This window comes from Amycolatopsis kentuckyensis (assembly GCF_041679295.1).
GTDB lineage: Bacteria > Actinomycetota > Actinomycetes > Mycobacteriales > Pseudonocardiaceae > Amycolatopsis > Amycolatopsis kentuckyensis_A.
Window position 1 is genome coordinate 32452 of sequence record NZ_JBGDMD010000022.1, and the last position, 17464, is coordinate 49915.

Annotated in this window: 16 protein-coding genes; 12 read left to right on the top strand and 4 right to left on the bottom strand. The window is 72.6% G+C overall.

Annotation, left to right across the window (positions count from 1 at the left end; translation table 11 throughout):
* Positions 1 to 59: 59 nt before the first annotated feature.
* Positions 60 to 1025 (bottom strand): UDP-glucuronic acid decarboxylase family protein, encoded by a 966-nt coding sequence (locus tag ACERZO_RS48675; RefSeq protein ID WP_372672835.1) that lies wholly within the window; start codon positions 1023 to 1025, stop codon positions 60 to 62.
* 71 nt (positions 1026 to 1096) lie between these two features.
* Here ACERZO_RS48675 and ACERZO_RS48680 point away from each other — a divergent pair, with 71 nt between their 5' ends.
* Genes ACERZO_RS48680 through ACERZO_RS48690 form a run of 3 tightly spaced genes read left to right on the top strand, consistent with a single transcriptional unit; the run spans position 1097 to position 3677 of the window.
* Complete coding sequence (locus ACERZO_RS48680; protein ID WP_372672836.1) at positions 1097 to 1945, top strand: polysaccharide pyruvyl transferase family protein; 849 nt, start codon at positions 1097 to 1099, stop codon at positions 1943 to 1945.
* Positions 1942 to 2808, top strand: coding sequence for a glycosyltransferase family 2 protein (locus ACERZO_RS48685; protein WP_372672837.1), 867 nt, complete (start codon positions 1942 to 1944; stop codon positions 2806 to 2808). Before ACERZO_RS48680 ends, ACERZO_RS48685 begins: the two co-directional genes overlap by 4 nt.
* Entirely contained in the window at positions 2787 to 3677 is an 891-nt protein-coding gene (locus ACERZO_RS48690) for a glycosyltransferase family 2 protein (RefSeq protein ID WP_372672839.1), read from the top strand. Before ACERZO_RS48685 ends, ACERZO_RS48690 begins: the two co-directional genes overlap by 22 nt.
* A 72-nt stretch (positions 3678 to 3749) precedes the next feature.
* Here ACERZO_RS48690 and ACERZO_RS48695 read toward each other — a convergent pair whose 3' ends face one another.
* Together ACERZO_RS48695 and ACERZO_RS48700 are read right to left on the bottom strand one after the other, a co-directional pair.
* Positions 3750 to 4958: a glycosyltransferase family 4 protein gene (locus ACERZO_RS48695; protein ID WP_372672840.1), complete on the bottom strand. Its 1209-nt coding sequence runs from the start codon at positions 4956 to 4958 to the stop codon at positions 3750 to 3752.
* Positions 4959 to 4981: 23 nt separating this feature from the next.
* Positions 4982 to 5911 (bottom strand): glycosyltransferase, encoded by a 930-nt coding sequence (locus ACERZO_RS48700; protein ID WP_372672842.1) that lies wholly within the window; start codon positions 5909 to 5911, stop codon positions 4982 to 4984.
* Positions 5912 to 6004: 93 nt separating this feature from the next.
* Between ACERZO_RS48700 and ACERZO_RS48705 the strand changes: the two genes are divergently transcribed.
* From ACERZO_RS48705 to ACERZO_RS48735, 7 genes are all read left to right on the top strand, one after another.
* Positions 6005 to 6619, top strand: a complete 615-nt coding sequence (locus ACERZO_RS48705; protein WP_372672843.1) for a DUF47 domain-containing protein — start codon at positions 6005 to 6007, stop codon at positions 6617 to 6619.
* Positions 6620 to 7615 carry an inorganic phosphate transporter gene (locus ACERZO_RS48710; RefSeq protein WP_372672844.1) on the top strand — a complete coding sequence of 332 codons (996 nt, stop codon included), beginning with the start codon at positions 6620 to 6622 and terminating at the stop codon, positions 7613 to 7615.
* Between the two features lie 177 nt (positions 7616 to 7792).
* On the top strand, positions 7793 to 8983 hold the full coding sequence (locus tag ACERZO_RS48715; RefSeq protein ID WP_372672845.1) for a zinc-dependent alcohol dehydrogenase: 1191 nt from the start codon (positions 7793 to 7795) through the stop codon (positions 8981 to 8983).
* 20 nt (positions 8984 to 9003) lie between these two features.
* Positions 9004 to 11028, top strand: coding sequence for a CocE/NonD family hydrolase (locus ACERZO_RS48720; RefSeq protein ID WP_372672847.1), 2025 nt, complete (start codon positions 9004 to 9006; stop codon positions 11026 to 11028).
* A 34-nt stretch (positions 11029 to 11062) separates the two neighbouring features.
* The gene (locus ACERZO_RS48725) at positions 11063 to 12136 is read left to right on the top strand and encodes an NAD-dependent epimerase/dehydratase family protein (RefSeq protein ID WP_372672858.1); all 1074 of its coding nucleotides are present in this window, start codon (positions 11063 to 11065) and stop codon (positions 12134 to 12136) included.
* Positions 12137 to 12150: 14 nt separating this feature from the next.
* Positions 12151 to 13743 carry a phytoene desaturase family protein gene (locus ACERZO_RS48730; RefSeq protein ID WP_372672848.1) on the top strand — a complete coding sequence of 531 codons (1593 nt, stop codon included), beginning with the start codon at positions 12151 to 12153 and terminating at the stop codon, positions 13741 to 13743.
* Positions 13744 to 13976: 233 nt separating this feature from the next.
* The gene (locus ACERZO_RS48735; RefSeq protein ID WP_372672849.1) at positions 13977 to 15392 is read left to right on the top strand and encodes an FAD-dependent monooxygenase; all 1416 of its coding nucleotides are present in this window, start codon (positions 13977 to 13979) and stop codon (positions 15390 to 15392) included.
* Here ACERZO_RS48735 and ACERZO_RS48740 read toward each other — a convergent pair whose 3' ends face one another.
* Entirely contained in the window at positions 15393 to 15860 is a 468-nt protein-coding gene (locus tag ACERZO_RS48740; protein WP_372672850.1) for an SRPBCC family protein, read from the bottom strand.
* A 53-nt stretch (positions 15861 to 15913) separates the two neighbouring features.
* Here ACERZO_RS48740 and ACERZO_RS48745 point away from each other — a divergent pair, with 53 nt between their 5' ends.
* Both ACERZO_RS48745 and ACERZO_RS48750 read left to right on the top strand, forming a co-directional pair.
* Positions 15914 to 16927: a YihY/virulence factor BrkB family protein gene (locus ACERZO_RS48745; RefSeq protein ID WP_372672852.1), complete on the top strand. Its 1014-nt coding sequence runs from the start codon at positions 15914 to 15916 to the stop codon at positions 16925 to 16927.
* Between the two features lie 4 nt (positions 16928 to 16931).
* Complete coding sequence (locus tag ACERZO_RS48750) at positions 16932 to 17312, top strand: VOC family protein (protein WP_372672854.1); 381 nt, start codon at positions 16932 to 16934, stop codon at positions 17310 to 17312.
* Positions 17313 to 17464 lie beyond the last annotated feature (152 nt).

Sequence of the window (17464 nt, forward strand, 5' to 3'; positions counted from 1 at the left end):
GCGCTACCCGGCGAAGTCACCCATAAACGATCGCGCGCAAAACCCCTGGGCGTCGCTACTCAGCGCAGCGGCGCCCGGCGGAACCACGCCGCAGTGCGACGGAGACCGTCGTCGGCGTCGATCTTCGGTTCCCACCCGAGGACGTCCCGCGCGAGGGAGATGTCGGGGCAGCGGCGCTTCGGGTCGTCGACGACGGCGTCGATCTCCTCGATGGGGGAGGCCGAGCCGGTGATCCCCTTGATCCGCTCGGCGACCTGGCGCACCGTCAGCTCGTGCGGGTTGCCGATGTTGACCGGTCCCGGGTGGCCGGATCGGGCCAGCGCCACAAGGCCGCGGACGGTGTCCTCGACGTAGCAGATGGACCGCGTCTGCTCGCCGGTGCCGGTGACCGTGATGGGTTCGCCCTTGAGGGCCTGGTCGAGGAACGCGGGGATCATCCGGCCGTCGTGGGCGCGCATGCCGGGGCCGTAGGTGTTGAAGATCCGCGCGATCCCGGTGTCGACGCCGTGTTCGCGACGGTAGGCGGAGGTGAGGGCTTCGGCGAAGCGCTTGGCCTCGTCGTAGACGCTGCGGGGGCCGATCGGGTTGACGTTGCCCCAGTACTCCTCGCGCTGCGGGTGTTCCAGCGGGTCGCCGTAGACCTCGCTGGTGGAGGCGAGGACGAACCGGGCCCCGTCGCGGCGGGCGAGGTCGAGCGCGTGCTCGGTGCCGTGCGAACCGGCGCGCAGCGTCTCCAGCGGCAGGGCCAGGTAGTCGCGCGGCGATGCGGCCGACGCCAGGTGGAAGACGACGTCGGCCCGGCAGTTCAGCGGCATCGGCTGAGTGACGTCGTGGCGCACGAACCGGAACCGGTCGTGCCGGCGCAGCGCGTCGAGGGTGTCCGCCGAGGACGTCGCCAGGTTGTCCACGGCGATCACTTCGACGTCCTCTTCGAGCAGCAGTTCGCACAGGTGCGCGCCGACGAAGCCGGCACCCCCGGTCACGACCGCGCGTTCGAACCGCCTGGGCACTCCCGGATCCGTCATGCCGTGGGGGCTACCCGGGCGCAGTGGGCGCAAACCCCGTTTAGGCCGCGCCGGCCGGGTACCCGGCCGTCATGCGAGTTCTGCTCACCGGATGGGCCAGTTTCCTGCACGGCGAAGCGACCGCGGGCGACGTCCTCAGCTTGCGGGCGGTGGGGGCCGCGCTCGCGAGCGCGGGGATCGACCACGACGTCGTGTGGAGCCCCGGTTTCCGCCCCGGTACCCGGCACCTGCCCGACGCCCCGCCCGAGGACTACACACACCTGGTGTTCGCCTGCGGCCCGCTGCACGGGCCGCAGGTGCGTTCGCTGCACGAGCGGTACGCGTCCTACCGCCGGATCGCGATCGGGGTGTCCGTGCCCGACCCGGACGACCCGGCGGTGACCGGGTTCCACCGGGTCTTCCCACGCGACGACGGCGTCACCCCGGACCTGTCCCTGGCCGCGCCGGTCTCGAAGACCCCGGTGCTCGGCGTGGTCCTCGCCCCGCACCAGCCCGAGTACGGCGGCGCGGGACGGCACGACGAAGTCCACGACGCGCTGACCGGCTGGGTCGCCCGCCTGGACTGCGCGCGGGTGCCCCTCGACACGCGGCTGGCGCACGAGGACTGGCAGCGGTGCGCCACGCCGGACCAGTTCGTCTCGCTCGTGTCCAAAGTGGACGCCGTCGTGACCACGCGGCTGCACGGGCTGGTGCTCGGCCTGAAGGCCGGGGTCCCGGTGCTCGCCGTCGACCCGGTGGCCGGCGGCGGAAAGGTGACCGCGCAGGGGAAAGCGCTCGGCTGGCCGGTCGTCGCCGCCGAAGAAGCGGGGGACACCGCCTTGCTCGACGCCCGCCTGAAGTGGTGTCTGTCCACTGCGGTCCCATCGCCGCCGGCACCGTCCTTGGCCGGGTTGCTCGACGAGCTGGCGGGTTCGCGGTGAAGGCGCGCACGACCGTCGTCATCGCCACCTGCAACCGCGCCGGCGAGCTGGCACGCACTCTCGAGCAGCTGTCCTCTTTGGACCCGCGGCCGCCGGTCGTGGTGCTGGACAACGCCTCCGAGGACGACACGGCCGACGTTGCCGCGAGCTTCCCCGGCGTCCGGCTGATCCGGCTGCCGCACAACCTCGGTGCCGCCGCCCGTACGCTCGGAGTGCTCGTCGCCGAGACGCCGTACGTGGCTTTCAGCGACGACGACTCGTGGTGGGCGCCCGGCGCGCTGCCGGAAGCCGAACGGATCTTCGACGAGCACCCCAGGACCGGCCTCCTCGCCGCGCGCACCCTCGTCGGCCCGGAATGCCGGGACGACCCCGTGACGCCCGACATGGAACGCAGCCCGCTCGGCCGCCCCGACGGCGCGCCCGGGCCGCTGGTGCTCGGGTTCCTCGCCTGCTCCGCGATCGTCCGCCGGACGGCGTACCTGCAGGTGGGCGGCTTCAGCCCGCTCCTGCACTTCGGGGCGGAGGAGCAGCTGCTCGCCTACGACCTGGCCGCGCGCGGCTGGGACGTCTGCTACGTCGGGCACCTGCGCGCCCACCACCACCCGTCGCGGTCGCGGCCGCCGTCGTCCTGGCGCCGCCGCGCGGAGCTGCGCAACCGGCTGCTCATCGCCGTGCTGCGCCGCCCGCCCCGCGTCTGCCGCCGGGAAGTGGCCCGGACGCTCGTCACCGCGCCTGGCGCCGTGCTCGGCGCCGTGGCCCGGCTGCCCCGGGCACTCGGCTCCCGCCGCCTCTTACCCGCCCACGTCGAAGACCAGGCCCGGACTCTGGAAAGGACCGCCGAATGGCGCGCATCTCGGTCGTGATCATCACCTGCAACCGGCGTGAGCAGCTGCGGGAGACCCTGGCGCACATGACATCCCTGCCAGACGACCCGCCGATCTTCGTCGCGGACAACGGGTCCGCGGACGACACGGCCGCCATGGTCGCGCGCGAATTCCCCGGCGTCCGGCTGCTCCCGTTGCGGGAGAACCTCGGCGCGGTGGCGCGAAACATCGCTGTCGAAGAGGTCACAACGCCGTACGTGGCGTTCTGCGACGACGACACGACCTGGCAGCCGGGCGCGCTCACGCGGGCGGCGGACCTGCTCGACGCGTACCCGGGGCTGGGTTCGGTGACCGGCCGCTGCCTGGTCGAGCCGGGCCTGGCCGAGGATCCGATCACGCCGGAGCTGCGCGAATCGCCGGTGCCGGGCCCGTCGTGGCTGCCGGGGCCGGCGCTGCTGGGCGTCATGGCCGGGCTGACCGCGGTGCGCGTCAGCGCGTTCCGCGAGGTCGGCGGCTTCTCGACGCGGATGTGGCTGGGCGGCGAGGAGGAGCTGTTCGCCTTGGACCTCGCCGCACGCGGCTGGTGGATGTGCTGGGCCGAGGACGTCGTGATCCACCACGCGCCGTCGAAGCTGCGCGACCCGCGCCACCGCCGTCGCCTCGGCATCCGCAACACACTGTGGACACTCCTGCTGCGCCGTCCCTGGCCGGCGGTCTTCCGCCGCGGTCGCGAGGTGCTGCGCTCCGCCCCTCGCGACCGCGCGACGGCAGCGGCCCTGCTGGACGTGCTGCGCGGCCTGCCGTGGGTGCTGCGCGACCGCCGCGTGGTCCCGCCGCACGTCGAGCACGGCCTGTACCTGCTGGAAGAACCCCAGCGGAACTCGAAGGCCCGCCGCTACGTCGGCTGAACCGGCTCCCGGATGTCTTGAATGAGTCATTCAGGACCTCGGAGGCCCTGAATGACTCATTCAAGACAGTGGTCAGCGGGCTTCGGCGGTGACGGCCTGCTGCGGGACCAGCTTGTGGTACGCCCGGAGCGTGTCGGCCGCGACGCGGTCCCACGAGTAGCGGGCCACCGCGCGGTCGTGCCCGGCGGTGCCGTACGCGTGGCAGAGCGCCGGGTCGTCGAGCAGGCGGCGGACCCGGGACGCGAGCTCCTTCGGCTGGCGCGGCCGGACCAGCAGCCCGGTGACGCCGTCGACGACGGTGTCGGTCAGCCCGCCCACCGCGGCCGCGACCACCGGGACGCCGCAGGCCATCGCCTCCAGGGGCACGATCCCGAACGGCTCGTACCACGGCGTGCACACGACGGTGTCGGCGGACCGCAGCAGGGCCGGCATGTCCGCACGGGACACCTGACCGGGCCACCGGACGCGGTCGCCGACGCCGAGCCGGTCGGCCAGCTCCCGCAGGCGGCCGGCCTCCGGGTCCTGCGACAGCCGCCCGCGTTCGGGCCCGCCCGCGATCACCAGCTCGGTGTCCGGCAGCTGGGCGAGCGCGGTGATCGCGATGTCGAAGCCCTTGCGCGGCACCAGCCGGCCGACGGCCACCAGGCGGTGGTGTTCGCGGCGGCGGGCGATCGGCCCGTCGGGGGAGAACCGCGTGAGGTCGACGCCACAGGGCACGATCGAGATCCGCGACCGCGGCACGCCGAGGCGCGACAGCTCGAACACCTCGTCGGAGCAGGTGGCGATGACGCGCCCGGCCTGCCTGCCGATGATCCGCTCGAGCCGGATCCGGTCGGCCGGGCTGGTGTCCTGGTCGCCCTGGTACCGCTTCTTGACGACGCCGAGGGCGTGGAACGTCTGCGCGACGGGCGTCCCGGTCGCGCTCGCCGCGAGGACGGTCGCGAGGCCGGACATCCAGAAGTGCGCGTGCGCCACGTCCGGCCGGTCGGCGGCCCACCGGTCGCGCAGGAAGCTGCCGAACTCGCCCATGTACGGCAGGAGGCGGTCCTTCGGCTCCTTCCGCGGCGGCCCGGCGGGGACGTGCACGACGTCGTAACCCTGCGGCGTCCGGACTTCGAGCGGCTCGTCGAGGCTCTCCCGTCGCGTGTAGACGGTGACGTCGTGGCCGGCCCGGGTGAGGGCCGCCGACAGCTCGGCGACGTGCACGTTTTGTCCGCCGGCGTCGGCTTCGCCCAACGCGGCCAGGGGGTTGGCGTGTTCGGACACCATCGCGATCTTCATCGGTGAGGCGTTCCCTTCGGGGTTCAGCGGGCCGTCTCGGCGAGGAGGTGGTCCCAAGTGGCGAGGAAGGCGTCCAGCCCGTGTTTTTTCAGGGCGTGTTCGCGGGCGTTCTTGCCGGCCAGCGCGGCGAAGTCGGGTTCGTGCACCAGCTCGCGGAAGCCCCGGGCCAGCACGGAGACGTCGGTGGAGAGCACGCCCGCGTCCGGCGGGACGGCCTCGATCGCCTCGGTGGCGGCGAAGACGACCACCGGCATGGCCAGGTGCATCGCCTCCAGAAGGGACAGTCCCAGCGACGTCCAGCGGGCGGTGTGCAGGTAGACGCGGCGGCGGGCGATCTCGTCGTGCAGCGCCGGCGCGGGGACGTCGCCGCGGCCGCCGACCTCCTCCGTGCCCATGCCGAACAGGTCGACCGGGGCGGCCTCGGCGAGCGTTTCCAGCAGGTCGGCGCCGGTCACGCGGCGACGGCGCACCGGTTCGTTGATCATCGACACGCCGGCGGCGAGCTCGCCGGTGTAGCGCGCGCCCGGGTCGGGGATGCCGTGCGGGACGACCGTCGTGGGCGCGCGGCCGCAGTCCCACATCGCCTCGTTGAAGTGCGTCACGTGCGCGACGGTGATGTCCGACCGCGTCGCGAGGGGGTGCTCGCTCGAAGCGGCGTACGGCCGCGGCGCGTTGTGTTCGACGTAGACGGCCGGCGCGCCCAGGCGCGCGACGAGGTCGAGCTCCTCCGGGCGCTGTACGACGACGACGTCCGGCTCGGCCTCGGCCAAGCCGTCGAGCGGCACCTCGGTGACCGACGGCCAGTCGCGGCCGGCCTTCCCGAGCCCCCAGGGCGCGCCCTCGGGGGACACCGGCAGGAGGTATTCGTGGCGGCCGCGGACGAACGCGTCGGTCCACGAGCCGTGCACGTGCCAGAGCAGTACTCTCAGGCGCCGGGATCCGGGTGAGGTCATGGCCCCCTGGTTTCCCCGAGATCGCCTGTTAAACGTGCCCCCGGCGGGGGTACCCGGCTCACGGCGGTTGCGTCGACGAAGGGACGGCCATCCATGCGGTTCACCCCACGGGGTACCCGGTTCTTCGACCTGCTCACGGACGCGGCGAGAAACCTGGTGACCGCCGCCGCGGTGCTGCGCGAGCTCGTCGCCGCCGAGCCCGGGGAGCGGGAGCCCCTCGCCAAGCGCCTGCACGAGGTCGAGCACCACGGCGACGAGCTGATGCACACGATCATGGTCGAGCTGAACAGCTCGTTCGTGACGCCGTTCGACCGCGAGGACATCCAGGCGCTGGCCGGGAAGATCGACGACGTGCTGGACTTCATGGACACCGCGGCGGACCTGGCGGTGCTGTACCGCATCGACGCGTTCCCGCCGGGCACGGACCTGCTGGTCCGGGTGCTGTGCCGGTGCGCCGAGCTGACCGCGAACTCGATGCCCGGCCTGGCGAAGGTGGGCGAGCTCGAGCCGTACTGGATCGAGATCAACGAGCTGGAGAACGAGGCCGACCGCGTCTACCGGCGAGTGCTGGCCCACCTGTTCGAACCCGGCGGGGACGCGCTCGAAGTGCTCAAGACCAAGGAGGTCGTCGAGCAGTTCGAGCTGGCGGCCGACGCCTTCGAGCACGTCGCCGACGTGGTGCAGACCATCGCCGTCAAGGAGTCGTGAGTGACGGGCACGGCCGCCCTGGTCGTCGTGATCGTCCTGACGCTCCTCTTCGACTACACCAACGGGTTCCACGACGCGGCCAACGCGATCGCGAGCGCGGTGTCGACGCGGGCGCTGACCCTGCGTGCGGCACTGCTGCTGGCGGCGGTGATGAACCTGGCGGGTGCGCTGCTGTCGACGGGCATCGCCGCGACGGTGGCCAAGGGCATCATCGACGTCCCGCCCGGCCCGGACGCGCTGACGGTGGTGTTCGCCGCGCTGGCCGGGGCGATCACCTGGAACCTGGTCACCTGGTACTTCGGGCTGCCGTCGTCGTCCTCGCACTCGCTGATCGGCGGGATGGTGGGCGCGGCGCTGGCCGCGGCGAGCACGGTGCACTGGGCGGGGATCGCCGAGAAGGTGCTGATCCCGATGGTGGCGTCGCCGCTGCTGGGGCTGGGGCTGGGCTACGGCGCGATGGTGGCGGCGCTGTGGTTGCTGCGCCGGGCGAACCCGCACCGCAGCGGCCGGGTGTTCCGCCGGTTCCAGATCCTTTCGGCGTCGGCGCTCGCGCTCGGCCACGGGTTGCAGGACGCCCAGAAGGGCATGGGCGTGATCGTCCTGGCGCTGGTGGCGGCGGGGGAGCAGGCGACGTTTTCGGTGCCGTTGTGGGTGACCCTGCTGTGCGCGGCGGCCTTGTCCCTGGGCACCTATTCGGGTGGTCTCCGGATCATGCGGACCCTGGGGCGCCGGGTGTTCCCGCTGGACCCGCCGCACGGCTTCGTGGCGGAGTCGGTGGCGTCGTCGGTGCTGTACGTGACGGCGTTCGTGGTGAAGGCCCCGATCTCGACGACCCACGTGATCACGGCGGCGATCATGGGGGTGGGCGCGACCCGGCGGTTGTCGGCGGTGCGGTGGGGCATCGCGCGGGACATCGTGCTGGGCTGGGTGCTGACCTTCCCGGCGGCGGCTGCCGTGGCCGCGGCGGTGTACCTGGTGGCGGACGCACTGACCTGAGCAGCACGGGCGAAGGTCTTGAATGAGTCATTCAGGTCTTCCGGCGTCCTGAATGACTCATTCAAGACCGTGGGGCCGGCGCGCGGAGTCCGCTGCGAGGCTCTGGCCTGAGCCGCGTTTGCCTCTTCCTCCTGCGGGAAACCGGGCCTCGAGAACCGTACCCGGAAAGGGAGAGCCATGAAGGCAGTGACCTGGCACGGCAAGCGCGACGTCCGCGTCGAGGACGTACCGGACCCCAAGATCGAGGAGTCCACCGACGCCGTCATCCGCGTCACCTCGACCGGGATCTGCGGCTCGGACCTGCACCTCTACGAAGTGCTGGGCGCGTTCATGACCGAAGGCGACATCCTCGGCCACGAGCCCATGGGGGTCGTCGAAGAGGTCGGGGACGCCGTGCCGAACCTCAAACCCGGGGACCGCGTCGTCATCCCCTTCAACATCTCCTGCGGCCACTGCTGGATGTGCGAACGCGGCCTGCAGTCGCAGTGCGAGACGACCCAGGTCAAGGAACACGGCAAGGGCGCCTCGCTGCTCGGCTACACCAAGCTCTACGGCCAGGTCCCGGGCGGCCAGGCCGAATACCTGCGCGTCCCGCAGGCGCAGTACGGCCCGATCAAGGTGCCGGACGGCCCGCCGGACGAGCGGTTCGTCTACCTCTCCGACGTCGTCCCGACCGCGTGGCAGGCCGTCGAGTACGCGAACGTCCCGAAGGACGGCACCGTCGTCGTGTTCGGGCTCGGGCCGATCGGGCAGATGAGCTGCCGCATCGCCCGGCACCGCGGTGCGGCCCAGGTGATCGGCGTCGACCTCGTGCCCGAGCGGCTCGCCCGGGCCCGCGAGCACGGCGCCACCGCCCTCGACACCCGCGACCACAAGGACATCGGCGACAGCATCCGGCAGCTGACCAACGGCCGCGGCGCGGACTCCGTCATCGACGCCGTCGGCATGGAAGCCCACGGCGCCCCGGTCGGGAAGCTCGCGCACACCCTCGTCGGCCTGCTGCCGCAGCCGCTGGGCGAGAAGATCACCGAGAAGGCCGGCATCGACCGCCTGAGCGTGCTCTACGCCGCGATCGACGCCGTCCGCCGCGGCGGCACCATCTCGCTGTCCGGTGTCTACGGCGGCATGGTCGACCCGATGCCGATGATGGAGCTGTTCGACAAGCAGGTGCAGCTGCGGATGGGCCAGGCCAACGTCCGGCACTGGCTCGACGACATCATGCCGGTGCTCACCGGCGACGGCGACCCGCTCGGCGTCGAGGGCTTCGCCACCCACAAGCTGCCGCTGGCCGACGCGCCGCGCGCGTACGAGATCTTCCAGAAGAAGCTCGACGGCGCGCAGAAGATCCTGTTGCAGCCCCACGCGTAACCCCGGGAGGGAACTGACTCTTGCGAGCCGTCACCTCGCTGCCGTACGAAATCACCGTCGAGGACCACGTCCGGATCCCGGCGTCCGACGGAACCGTGCTGTCCGCCCGCATCTGGCGGCCGGTTTCGTCGGACGCCGAGCCGGTGCCGGCGATCCTCGAGTACATCCCGTACCGCAAACGCGACCTGACCGCCCCGCGCGACTCGATCCACCACCCCTACCTCGCCGGCCACGGCTACGCGTGCGTGCGCGTGGACATCCGGGGGACCGGCGAGTCCGAGGGCGTCCTGGCCGACGAGTACCTCGAACGCGAGCAGCTCGACGCCGAAGACGTCCTCGAGTGGATCGCCGCGCAGCCGTGGTGCACCGGCGACACGGGGATGATGGGAATCTCCTGGGGCGCGTTCGCCGCGCTGCAGGTCGCGGCGCGGAAACCGCCGAGCCTGCGCGCGATCGTGATCTCGTCGTTCACCGACGACCGGTTCGCCGACGACATGCACTACATGGGCGGCTGCCTGCTCTCGGACAACGTCGCCGAGTCGGGCACCATGTTCGGCTACGCCACGCTCCCGCCGGACCCGGCGGTCGTCGGCGACCGGTGGCGCGAGATGTGGCTGGAGCGGCTGGAGAACTGCAGCCTGTGGATCGAGAACTGGCTCGGCCACCAGCGCCGTGACGACTACTGGCGGCACGCCTCGGTGTCGGAGAACTACAGCGACGTCCAGGTCCCCGTGCTGGCCTCCAGCGGCTGGGCCGACGGCTACTCCAACGCCGTCATCCGGCTGCTCGCCCACCTCGACGTCCCGCGGCGCGGGCTGATCGGGCCGTGGTCGCACAAGTACCCGCACCTCGGCGAGCCGGGGCCGGCCATCGGGTACCTCCAGGAAGTCGTGACGTGGTGGGACCACTGGCTGCGCGGCGTCGAGAACGAGGCCATGGACGGGCCGATGCTGCGGACGTGGATGCAGGAGAGCGTGCCGCCGTCGACGTCCTACGAGGACCGTCCCGGCCGGTGGGTCGGCGAAGCCACCTGGCCCTCGCCGCACGTGAAGCCGCAGGAGCTGCCGCTGGCGCGCCACCGGCTCGCCCGGCCCGGGGAGACCGTCGAAGACGAGGCGCTGACGGTGTCCTCGCCGCTGTCGGTCGGGCAGTTCTCCGGCAAGTGGGCGTCCTACAGCGCCCCGCCGGACCTGCCCTACGACCAGCGCGAAGAGGACGGCGGCTCGCTGGTCTTCGACACCGACGTGCTCACCGAACGCTGCGAAATCCTCGGCTCGCCGGTCGTCCGGCTGGAGGTCTCGGCCGACCAGCCGGTGGCGATGATCGCGGCGCGGCTGTCCGACGTCGCCCCGGACGGGCGCGCCACCCGCGTCACCTACGGCCTGCTCAACCTGACCCACCGGGACGGTCACGACGAGCCGGCGCCGATGGAGCCGGGGCAGCGGTGCGCCGTCGAGATCGAGCTGAACGCCGTCGCGCAGGCTTTCCCGGCGGGGCACCGGATCCGGCTGTCACTGTCCACTTCGTACTGGCCACTGGCGTGGCCGCCGCCGAAGCCGGTGCTGCTGAGTGTCCACACCGGACACAGCGCGCTGGAGCTGCCGGTGCGGCCGGTCGCCGAACCGGACGAGCTGCCCGCCCGGCCGTTCGGCGAACCCGAAGGCGCGCCGCCGATGCCGGTGACCGCGCTGACGCCGGGGGAGCAGCGCTGGACCGTTTCGCGCGACCTCGTCGACTACCACTCCGCGCTCGACATCGTGAAGAACGCCGGCACCGTGCGCTTCGACGAGCTCGACCTCGAGGTGAGCCGTGACGTCCGGGAGCGCTACACCTGGGAGGCCGACGACTTCTGCTCGCCGGTCGCCGAAACCGAATGGGTCGTGACGTTCTCCCGCGGCGAGTGGCTGGCGCGCAGCGAGACCCGCACGCGGGTGTCCTGCACGGACACCGAGTTCGTGATCGACGCCCGGCTCGACGGCTACGACGGCGCCCGCCGGATCGTCTCCCGGAACTGGCACCGGCGGATCCCCCGGGACCTGGTCTGAGTTTCATGTTCGCGTGACGGGGTACGCACCCGGTGTGCGGATCGTGATCACCGGGGCCACCGGCAACGTCGGAACGGCGCTGCTGGCCGCCCTCGACCCTGCCTGCGACGTCGTCGGCCTGGCGCGCCGGCTGCCCGACACCACGGCCGAGCCGTACCGCCGGGCGGGCTGGCGCGCCGTCGACATCGGGGTCCGGGGTGCCGAACCGGAGCTGACCCGGCTGTTCGAGGGCGCGGACGCGGTCGTCCACCTCGCGTGGGCCATCTCGCCGGTGCGCGGCGACCCGCCGATGTGGCGGACCAACGACCACGGCACCCGGCACGTCCTCGGCGCGGCCGCGGCGGCCGGGGTGCCGCACGTGGTCGTCGCGTCGTCGGTCGCGGCCTACGGCCCGGCGCCGCGTTGGGAGAAAGTGCCGGAAACCCATGCGTGCACCGGGATTCCGCACAGCGCCTACAGCCGGGGCAAGGCCGCGCTGGAGACGCTGCTCGACCGGTTCGGGGAACGGCACCCCGAGGTGTCCGTGGCCCGGATCCGGCCGTGCGCGATCGTCCACCGGCGCGCGGCCGGGCAGTTCGCGCGCTGGCTGCTCGACCCGGTGGTGCCCGCGCGGATCGTCGGCGGCCGGCGGCTGCCGGTTCCGCTGTGGACGGGACTGCGCGCCCAGGCGGTGCACACCGCCGACGTCGCCGAAGCGATCCGGCTGATCCTCGACCGCGGCTTCGCCGGCGCGGTCAACCTCGCGGCGCCCGAAGTCCTCGACTCCGACGCGCTGGCCGCGGTCCTCGGCGGCAGGCGGCTCCCGGTCCCCAAGCCGTTGGCGCTGGTCGCGGTCCGGGCGGCCTGGGCGGGCGGCGCGCTCCCGGTCCACCCGGGCTGGCTGGAACTCGCCGACCGCGCGGCGCTCGCGGACACCACGCTGGCGGAGATCGCGCTGGGCTGGCAACCTCGGTACGACGCCGCGTCCGCGGTCGCCGAGCTGGTCGCCGGGCTCCGGTCGGGCGAGGGGGCGGCGAGCCCGCCCCTGGCCCCGCCGCGCCGCGGTGGGGTCGGGTCCAGGCTGCGCTCGCTCACGCGGGTGGGGCCGAGCCACCAGTCACAAGCCTGAACGGGAGGCCGCCAGTGAGCACCGAAGCCGCCGACGCCGTGGTGATCGGCGCCGGCCACAACGGACTGGTGGCGGCGAACCTGCTGGCCGACGCGGGCTGGTCGGTGCTCGTGCTGGAGGCGACCGAGCACGTGGGCGGCGCGGTCCGCACGGCCGAGGTCACCGAACCGGGCTTCCGCAACGACCTGTTCAGCGCCTTCTACCCGCTCTCGGCGGTGTCGCCGGTGATCCGGGGCCTGAAGCTGGAGGAGCACGGCCTGCGCTGGCGGCACGCCCCCGACGTCCTCGCGCACATCCTGCCCGACGACCGGTGTGCGGTCCTGTCCCGGGACCTCGACCGCACAGCGGCGTCGGCCGACGAGTTCGTCCCGGGCGACGGCGACGCGTGGCGCCGGCTGTTCGAGCAGTGGAAGGGGATCCGCGAGCCGCTGCTGAACGCGTTGTTCACGCCGTTCCCGCCGGTCCGCCCGGCCCTGAAGCTGCTGCGGCGCACCGGAACCGGGGACGCGCTGCGCCTGGCGCGGATGCTGACGCTGCCGGCGCGCCGGTTCGGCGACGAGCTATTCGCCGGCGAGGGCGCGAAGCTGCTCGTGGCGGGGAACTCCGCGCACAGCGACCTTTCGGTGGACAACGCGGGCAGCGCGGTCTTCGGCTGGCTGCTCGCGATGATCGGCCAGGACGTGGGTTTCCCGGTGCCCGAAGGCGGGGCGGGGGAGCTGATCGCGGCGTTGGTGCGCCGGCTGGAGTCCCGCGGCGGCCAAGTCCACTGTGGACGTCCGGTGCGCGAGGTGCTCGTCGGCGACGGCCGGGCGCTCGGCGTCCGGGACGGCTCCGGGGTCGCGGTGCGGGCGGCCAAGGCCGTCCTCGCCGACGTGCCGGCGCCGGTGCTGTACCGGAAGCTGGTGGGGGCGGAGTGGCTGCCGTCGCGGCTGCTGGAGGACCTCGGCAAGTTCGAATGGGACAGTGCGACGGTGAAGGTCGACTGGGCGTTGTCCGGCCCGATCCCGTGGACGGCCTCAGAGGCTCGCGGCGCCGGCACGATCCACTTGGGGACGGATTTGGACGGGCTGTCGGCGTTCGGCGGCGAACTCGCGCGCGGCCGGACCCCGCGCCGCCCGTTCCTGCTGCTGGGTCAGATGACCACGACGGACCCGACGCGCTCGCCGGCGGGCACGGAGGCGGCGTGGGCGTACACGCACGTGCCGCGCGGGACGATGGAGAACCGTGCGGCGCTGGAGCGGCGGGTGAAGCGCATCGAGGAGACGGTCGAGGCGAACGCGCCGGGGTTCACCGACCTGATCAAGGCCCGCTACGTGCAGGGGCCGGCCGAGCTCGCGGACCACAACCCGGGCCTGGTCGGCGGCGCGATCAACGCGGGCACGACGGCGATCCACCAGCAGCTGTTCTTCCGCCCGGTCCCCGGAACAGGGCGCGCGGACACCCCGGTGGACCGGCTGTTCCTGGCGGGGGCATCGGCCCACCCGGGCGGCGCGGTCCACGGCGGCCCGGGCGCGAACGCGGCCAAGGCGGCGCTGGCCCGGGCGGGCGTGCTGGGTGGGGGATACGCGGCGGTGATCCGAGCGGCCCACCGCGCGATCTACGGCTGAGGCCGGGGTGTGGCCGGTTCGGGCGGCTCGCCGCGCGATCCGCGGCTGAGGGCCGGGACGCGGCGGTGGTTCGGGCGCCTCGCCGGGCGATCCGCGGCTGAGCGCCGGACCACCGCCCCGCGATCCCCCGCCGAGCCCGGCGGCCTTCCCGGGCCCGATATTTCGCTTGCGGCCGCACCCCGCCTCCCGCATACTCGGCCGCCGGTGTCAGGACCTGCGGAAACGGGTGGTTCGTGTTCGATGTGATCATCGCCGGCTGCGGGCCGACCGGTGCGATGCTGGCCGCTGAACTGCGGCTGCACGATGTGCGGGTTCTCGTGCTGGAAAAGGAACCCGAGCCCGCGTCGTCGTTCGTGCGCATCGTGAGCCTGCACGTGCGCAGCCTCGAGCTGATGGCGATGCGCGGCCTGCTCGACCGCCTCCTCGAACACGGACGCCGGCGCCCGGTCGGCGGGATCTTCGCCGCCATCCCCAAACCGGCGCCCGAAGGCCTGGAATCCGCGTACCTGCTGGGCATCCCGCAGCCCGTCGTCGACCGGCTGCTCGGTGACCACGCGGCCGACCTCGGCGCGGAAATCCGGCGTGGCCGCCCCCTGACCGGCCTGGAGCAGGACGACGACGGGGTGACCGTCGAACTCGCCGACGGGGAGCGGGTGAAAGCCCGTTACCTCGTCGGCTGCGACGGCGCGCGCAGCACCGTCCGCAAGCTGCTCGGGGTCGGCTTCCCCGGCGAACCGTCGCGCACCTTCACGCTGATGGGCGAACTGGAAGCGGCCATGCCGCCGGAGGAGATCTCGGCGAAGGTGGCCGAGGTCCGGGAGACGAACAAGGCCTTCGACTTCCGGCCCTTCGGCGAAGACGTCTACCGCGTCGTCGTCGCCGAGTCGGAGCCCGGTGCGGAAACGCCCACCATCGAAGACTTCCGGCGAGCGTTGCGTGCCCTCGCCGGCACCGACTTCGGCGTGCGTTCCCCGCGCTGGCTGTCGCGCTTCGGCGACGCCACCCGGCTCGTCGAGCAGTACCGCGTCGGGCGCGTGCTGCTGGCCGGCGACGCGGCGCACATCCACCCACCGGCCGGCGGGCAGGGCCTGAACCTGGGCGTCCAGGACGCGGTCAACCTCGGCTGGAAGCTCGCGGCGCGGATCCGCGGCTCGGCACCGGACGCCCTGCTGGACACCTACCACGCCGAACGCCACCCCGTCGCCCAGGACGTGCTGGACAACACCCGCGCCCAGGTCGAACTGCACGCCGCCGGACCGGGTCCGCGGGCGGTGCGCGGGCTGCTCACCGAACTGATGGACTTCCCCGACGTCAACCGGTACCTGATCGAGAAGATCACCGCGCTCGGCATCCGCTACGACTTCGGCGCGGGCCCGGACCCGGTCGGCCGCCGCCTGGCCGACGTCGAGCTGAAGCAGGGACGCCTCTACGACCGGCTGCGCCGCGGCCGCGGCCTGGTGCTCGACCGCACCGAGCGGCTGAGCGCCGGGGGCTGGGCGGACCGGGTCGACGTCATCGCCGATCCCACGGCGGCCGTGGACGTGCCGGCGCTGCTGCTCCGCCCCGACGGGTACGTCGCCTGGATCGGCGAGCACCAGCGGGAGCTGGACGTCCACCTCGCCCGCTGGTTCGGCGAGCCCGCCGGCTGATCACGGGCGCGGGTGGCCGCTCTTCGCCCGGGCGTGCTTGCCGGTCGCCAGATCCGCCAGCCGGGCCAGGGACTCCGTGTTCCGCGGCTTCACCAGCAGCGACTGCAGGGCCGCCGGCAGCACCTTGCCCGGGCCGCGGACGATGTGCTCGGTCATCCGGACCAGCGTCCTGCCTTCGCCGTGCGGCACGAGCGTCAACCCGACCGCGGCCGCGCCCAGCGGCCAGCCGTGAGCCTCCAAAGACAGCGACAGGCCCGGTTCGACGGCCGTCACGACCGTCTGGTCCTGGATGTGCACCGGCCACGGGCCCACGCTGTGGTGGATCCGCGAACCCACGGCGGGCCAATCCTCGTCGACGTCGCGGATGTGCGAGCTCCCGACCACCCAGCCGGCGTAGAGCCAGCCGTCGGCGAGCACCTCGAACACGGCCTCGGGCGGTACGTCGATCACGCGGCTGACCTCGGTCACGGCTTCCTCCTGCTGGTCGGGACGAACGAGGAGTACCCCGTCCCGGACGGGGTATGCCAGCGCGGAAGCAGGAGGTGGCGATGGCAGCCGATCGACGGAAGGCGCCCGAAGGACCGGGCGAGCTGACCAAGCGGACCTGGGGCGAGGTGCTCAAACGCACCTTCAAGCAGTTCAACCGCGACAACCTGACCGACTGGGCCGCGGCGCTCACGTACTACGGCGTACTTTCGCTGTTCCCCGGCATCATCGTGCTCACCGCGATCCTCGGCCTGCTGGGCCCGAACGCGATCCAGACCGTGATCGACAACATCAACCAGCTGGTTCCGGGGCAGGGCAAGGACATCCTCGTCGGCGCGATCAAGGAGCTGGCCGGTTCGCGCGGTCTGGCCGGGCCGCTGGCGATCATCGGCCTGCTCGGCGCGCTGTGGTCGGCGTCCGGCTACATCGGGGCGTTCATGCGCGCGTCGAACGCGATCTACGGCATGCCGGAGGGCCGGCCGGTCTGGAAGACGATCCCGCTGCGGATCGCGCTGACGGTCGGGATCGTGGTGCTGCTGGCGGCGTGCGCGCTGGGCGTGGTCGCGACCGGTTCGGTGGCCCGCCGGATCGGCGACGCGATCGGGCTCGGCTCGACCGGGGTGCTGGTGTGGGAGATCGCGAAGTGGCCGGTGATCGCGCTGCTTGTCAGCCTGGCGTTCGCGCTGCTGTACTGGGTGGGGCCGAACGTGCGGCTGCCGGGGTTCAAGTGGCTGACGCCGGGCGGGCTGCTGGCCGTGCTGCTGTGGGTGCTGGCGTCGGCCGGGTTCGCGTTGTACGTGGCGAACTTCGGTTCGTACAACAAGACCTACGGTTCGCTGGCCGGGGTGATCGTGTTCCTTGTATGGTTGTGGATCTCGAACGTCGCGGTGCTGCTGGGGGCGGAACTGGACGCCGAGCTGGCCCGCGGGCGCGCGATCGAGGCGGGCCGCGAGGACGACCAGGCGGAGCCGTTCCTGCCCCCGCGCGACACGAAGGCGATGGACGAGGACGAAGCCGCGGACGTGGCGAGGGAAACCGAACGGAGCTGAGCGGATGGCCTGCCGGATCACGGAACTGGTGCTGGACTGCCACGACCCGGACCGGCTGGCCGAGTTCTGGTGCGCGGTGCTCGGCTACGAGGTGATCGGCCACGAGCCGGACGGCCTCGAGCTGGGCCCACCGGGCGGCCGCTTCGGTTCCGGCCCGCCGACGCTGATCTTGGCGCGGACGGAGAACCCGCGCCGGGGAAAGCTGCCGCTGCACCTGGACGTGAGCCCGGCGGGGACGGACCAGGAGACGGAGCTGGCGAGGTTGCTGGCGCTGGGTGCCCGCCGGGCGGAGGTGGGCCAGGACGGGAGCGAGTCCTGGGAGGTGCTGCAGGACCCGGAGGGCAACGAGTTCTGCTTGCTGCGCAAGGACGTGGGGGAGGCCTGAGGCAACGTCTTGAATGAGTCATTCAGGGCTTGGGAGGTCTTGAATGACTCATTCAGGACTGGGCTTACCCCGTTTGGGCGGACAGGGTTGATGAGTGAGGTCAGGCTATCGCAGGCGCGTTAGCAGGCTGAGCTGCTGTTTCGTAGGCAGTG

Coding starts and splice junctions, on each gene's coding strand:
- ACERZO_RS48675 (WP_372672835.1), bottom strand. CDS start 1,025: ATGACGGATCCGGGAGTGCCCAGGCGGTTCGAACGCGCGGTCGTGACC.
- ACERZO_RS48680 (WP_372672836.1), top strand. CDS start 1,097: ATGCGAGTTCTGCTCACCGGATGGGCCAGTTTCCTGCACGGCGAAGCG.
- ACERZO_RS48690 (WP_372672839.1), top strand. CDS start 2,787: ATGGCGCGCATCTCGGTCGTGATCATCACCTGCAACCGGCGTGAGCAG.
- ACERZO_RS48695 (WP_372672840.1), bottom strand. CDS start 4,958: ATGAAGATCGCGATGGTGTCCGAACACGCCAACCCCCTGGCCGCGTTG.
- ACERZO_RS48700 (WP_372672842.1), bottom strand. CDS start 5,911: ATGACCTCACCCGGATCCCGGCGCCTGAGAGTACTGCTCTGGCACGTG.
- ACERZO_RS48705 (WP_372672843.1), top strand. CDS start 6,005: ATGCGGTTCACCCCACGGGGTACCCGGTTCTTCGACCTGCTCACGGAC.
- ACERZO_RS48715 (WP_372672845.1), top strand. CDS start 7,793: ATGAAGGCAGTGACCTGGCACGGCAAGCGCGACGTCCGCGTCGAGGAC.
- ACERZO_RS48745 (WP_372672852.1), top strand. CDS start 15,914: ATGCCAGCGCGGAAGCAGGAGGTGGCGATGGCAGCCGATCGACGGAAG.
- ACERZO_RS48750 (WP_372672854.1), top strand. CDS start 16,932: ATGGCCTGCCGGATCACGGAACTGGTGCTGGACTGCCACGACCCGGAC.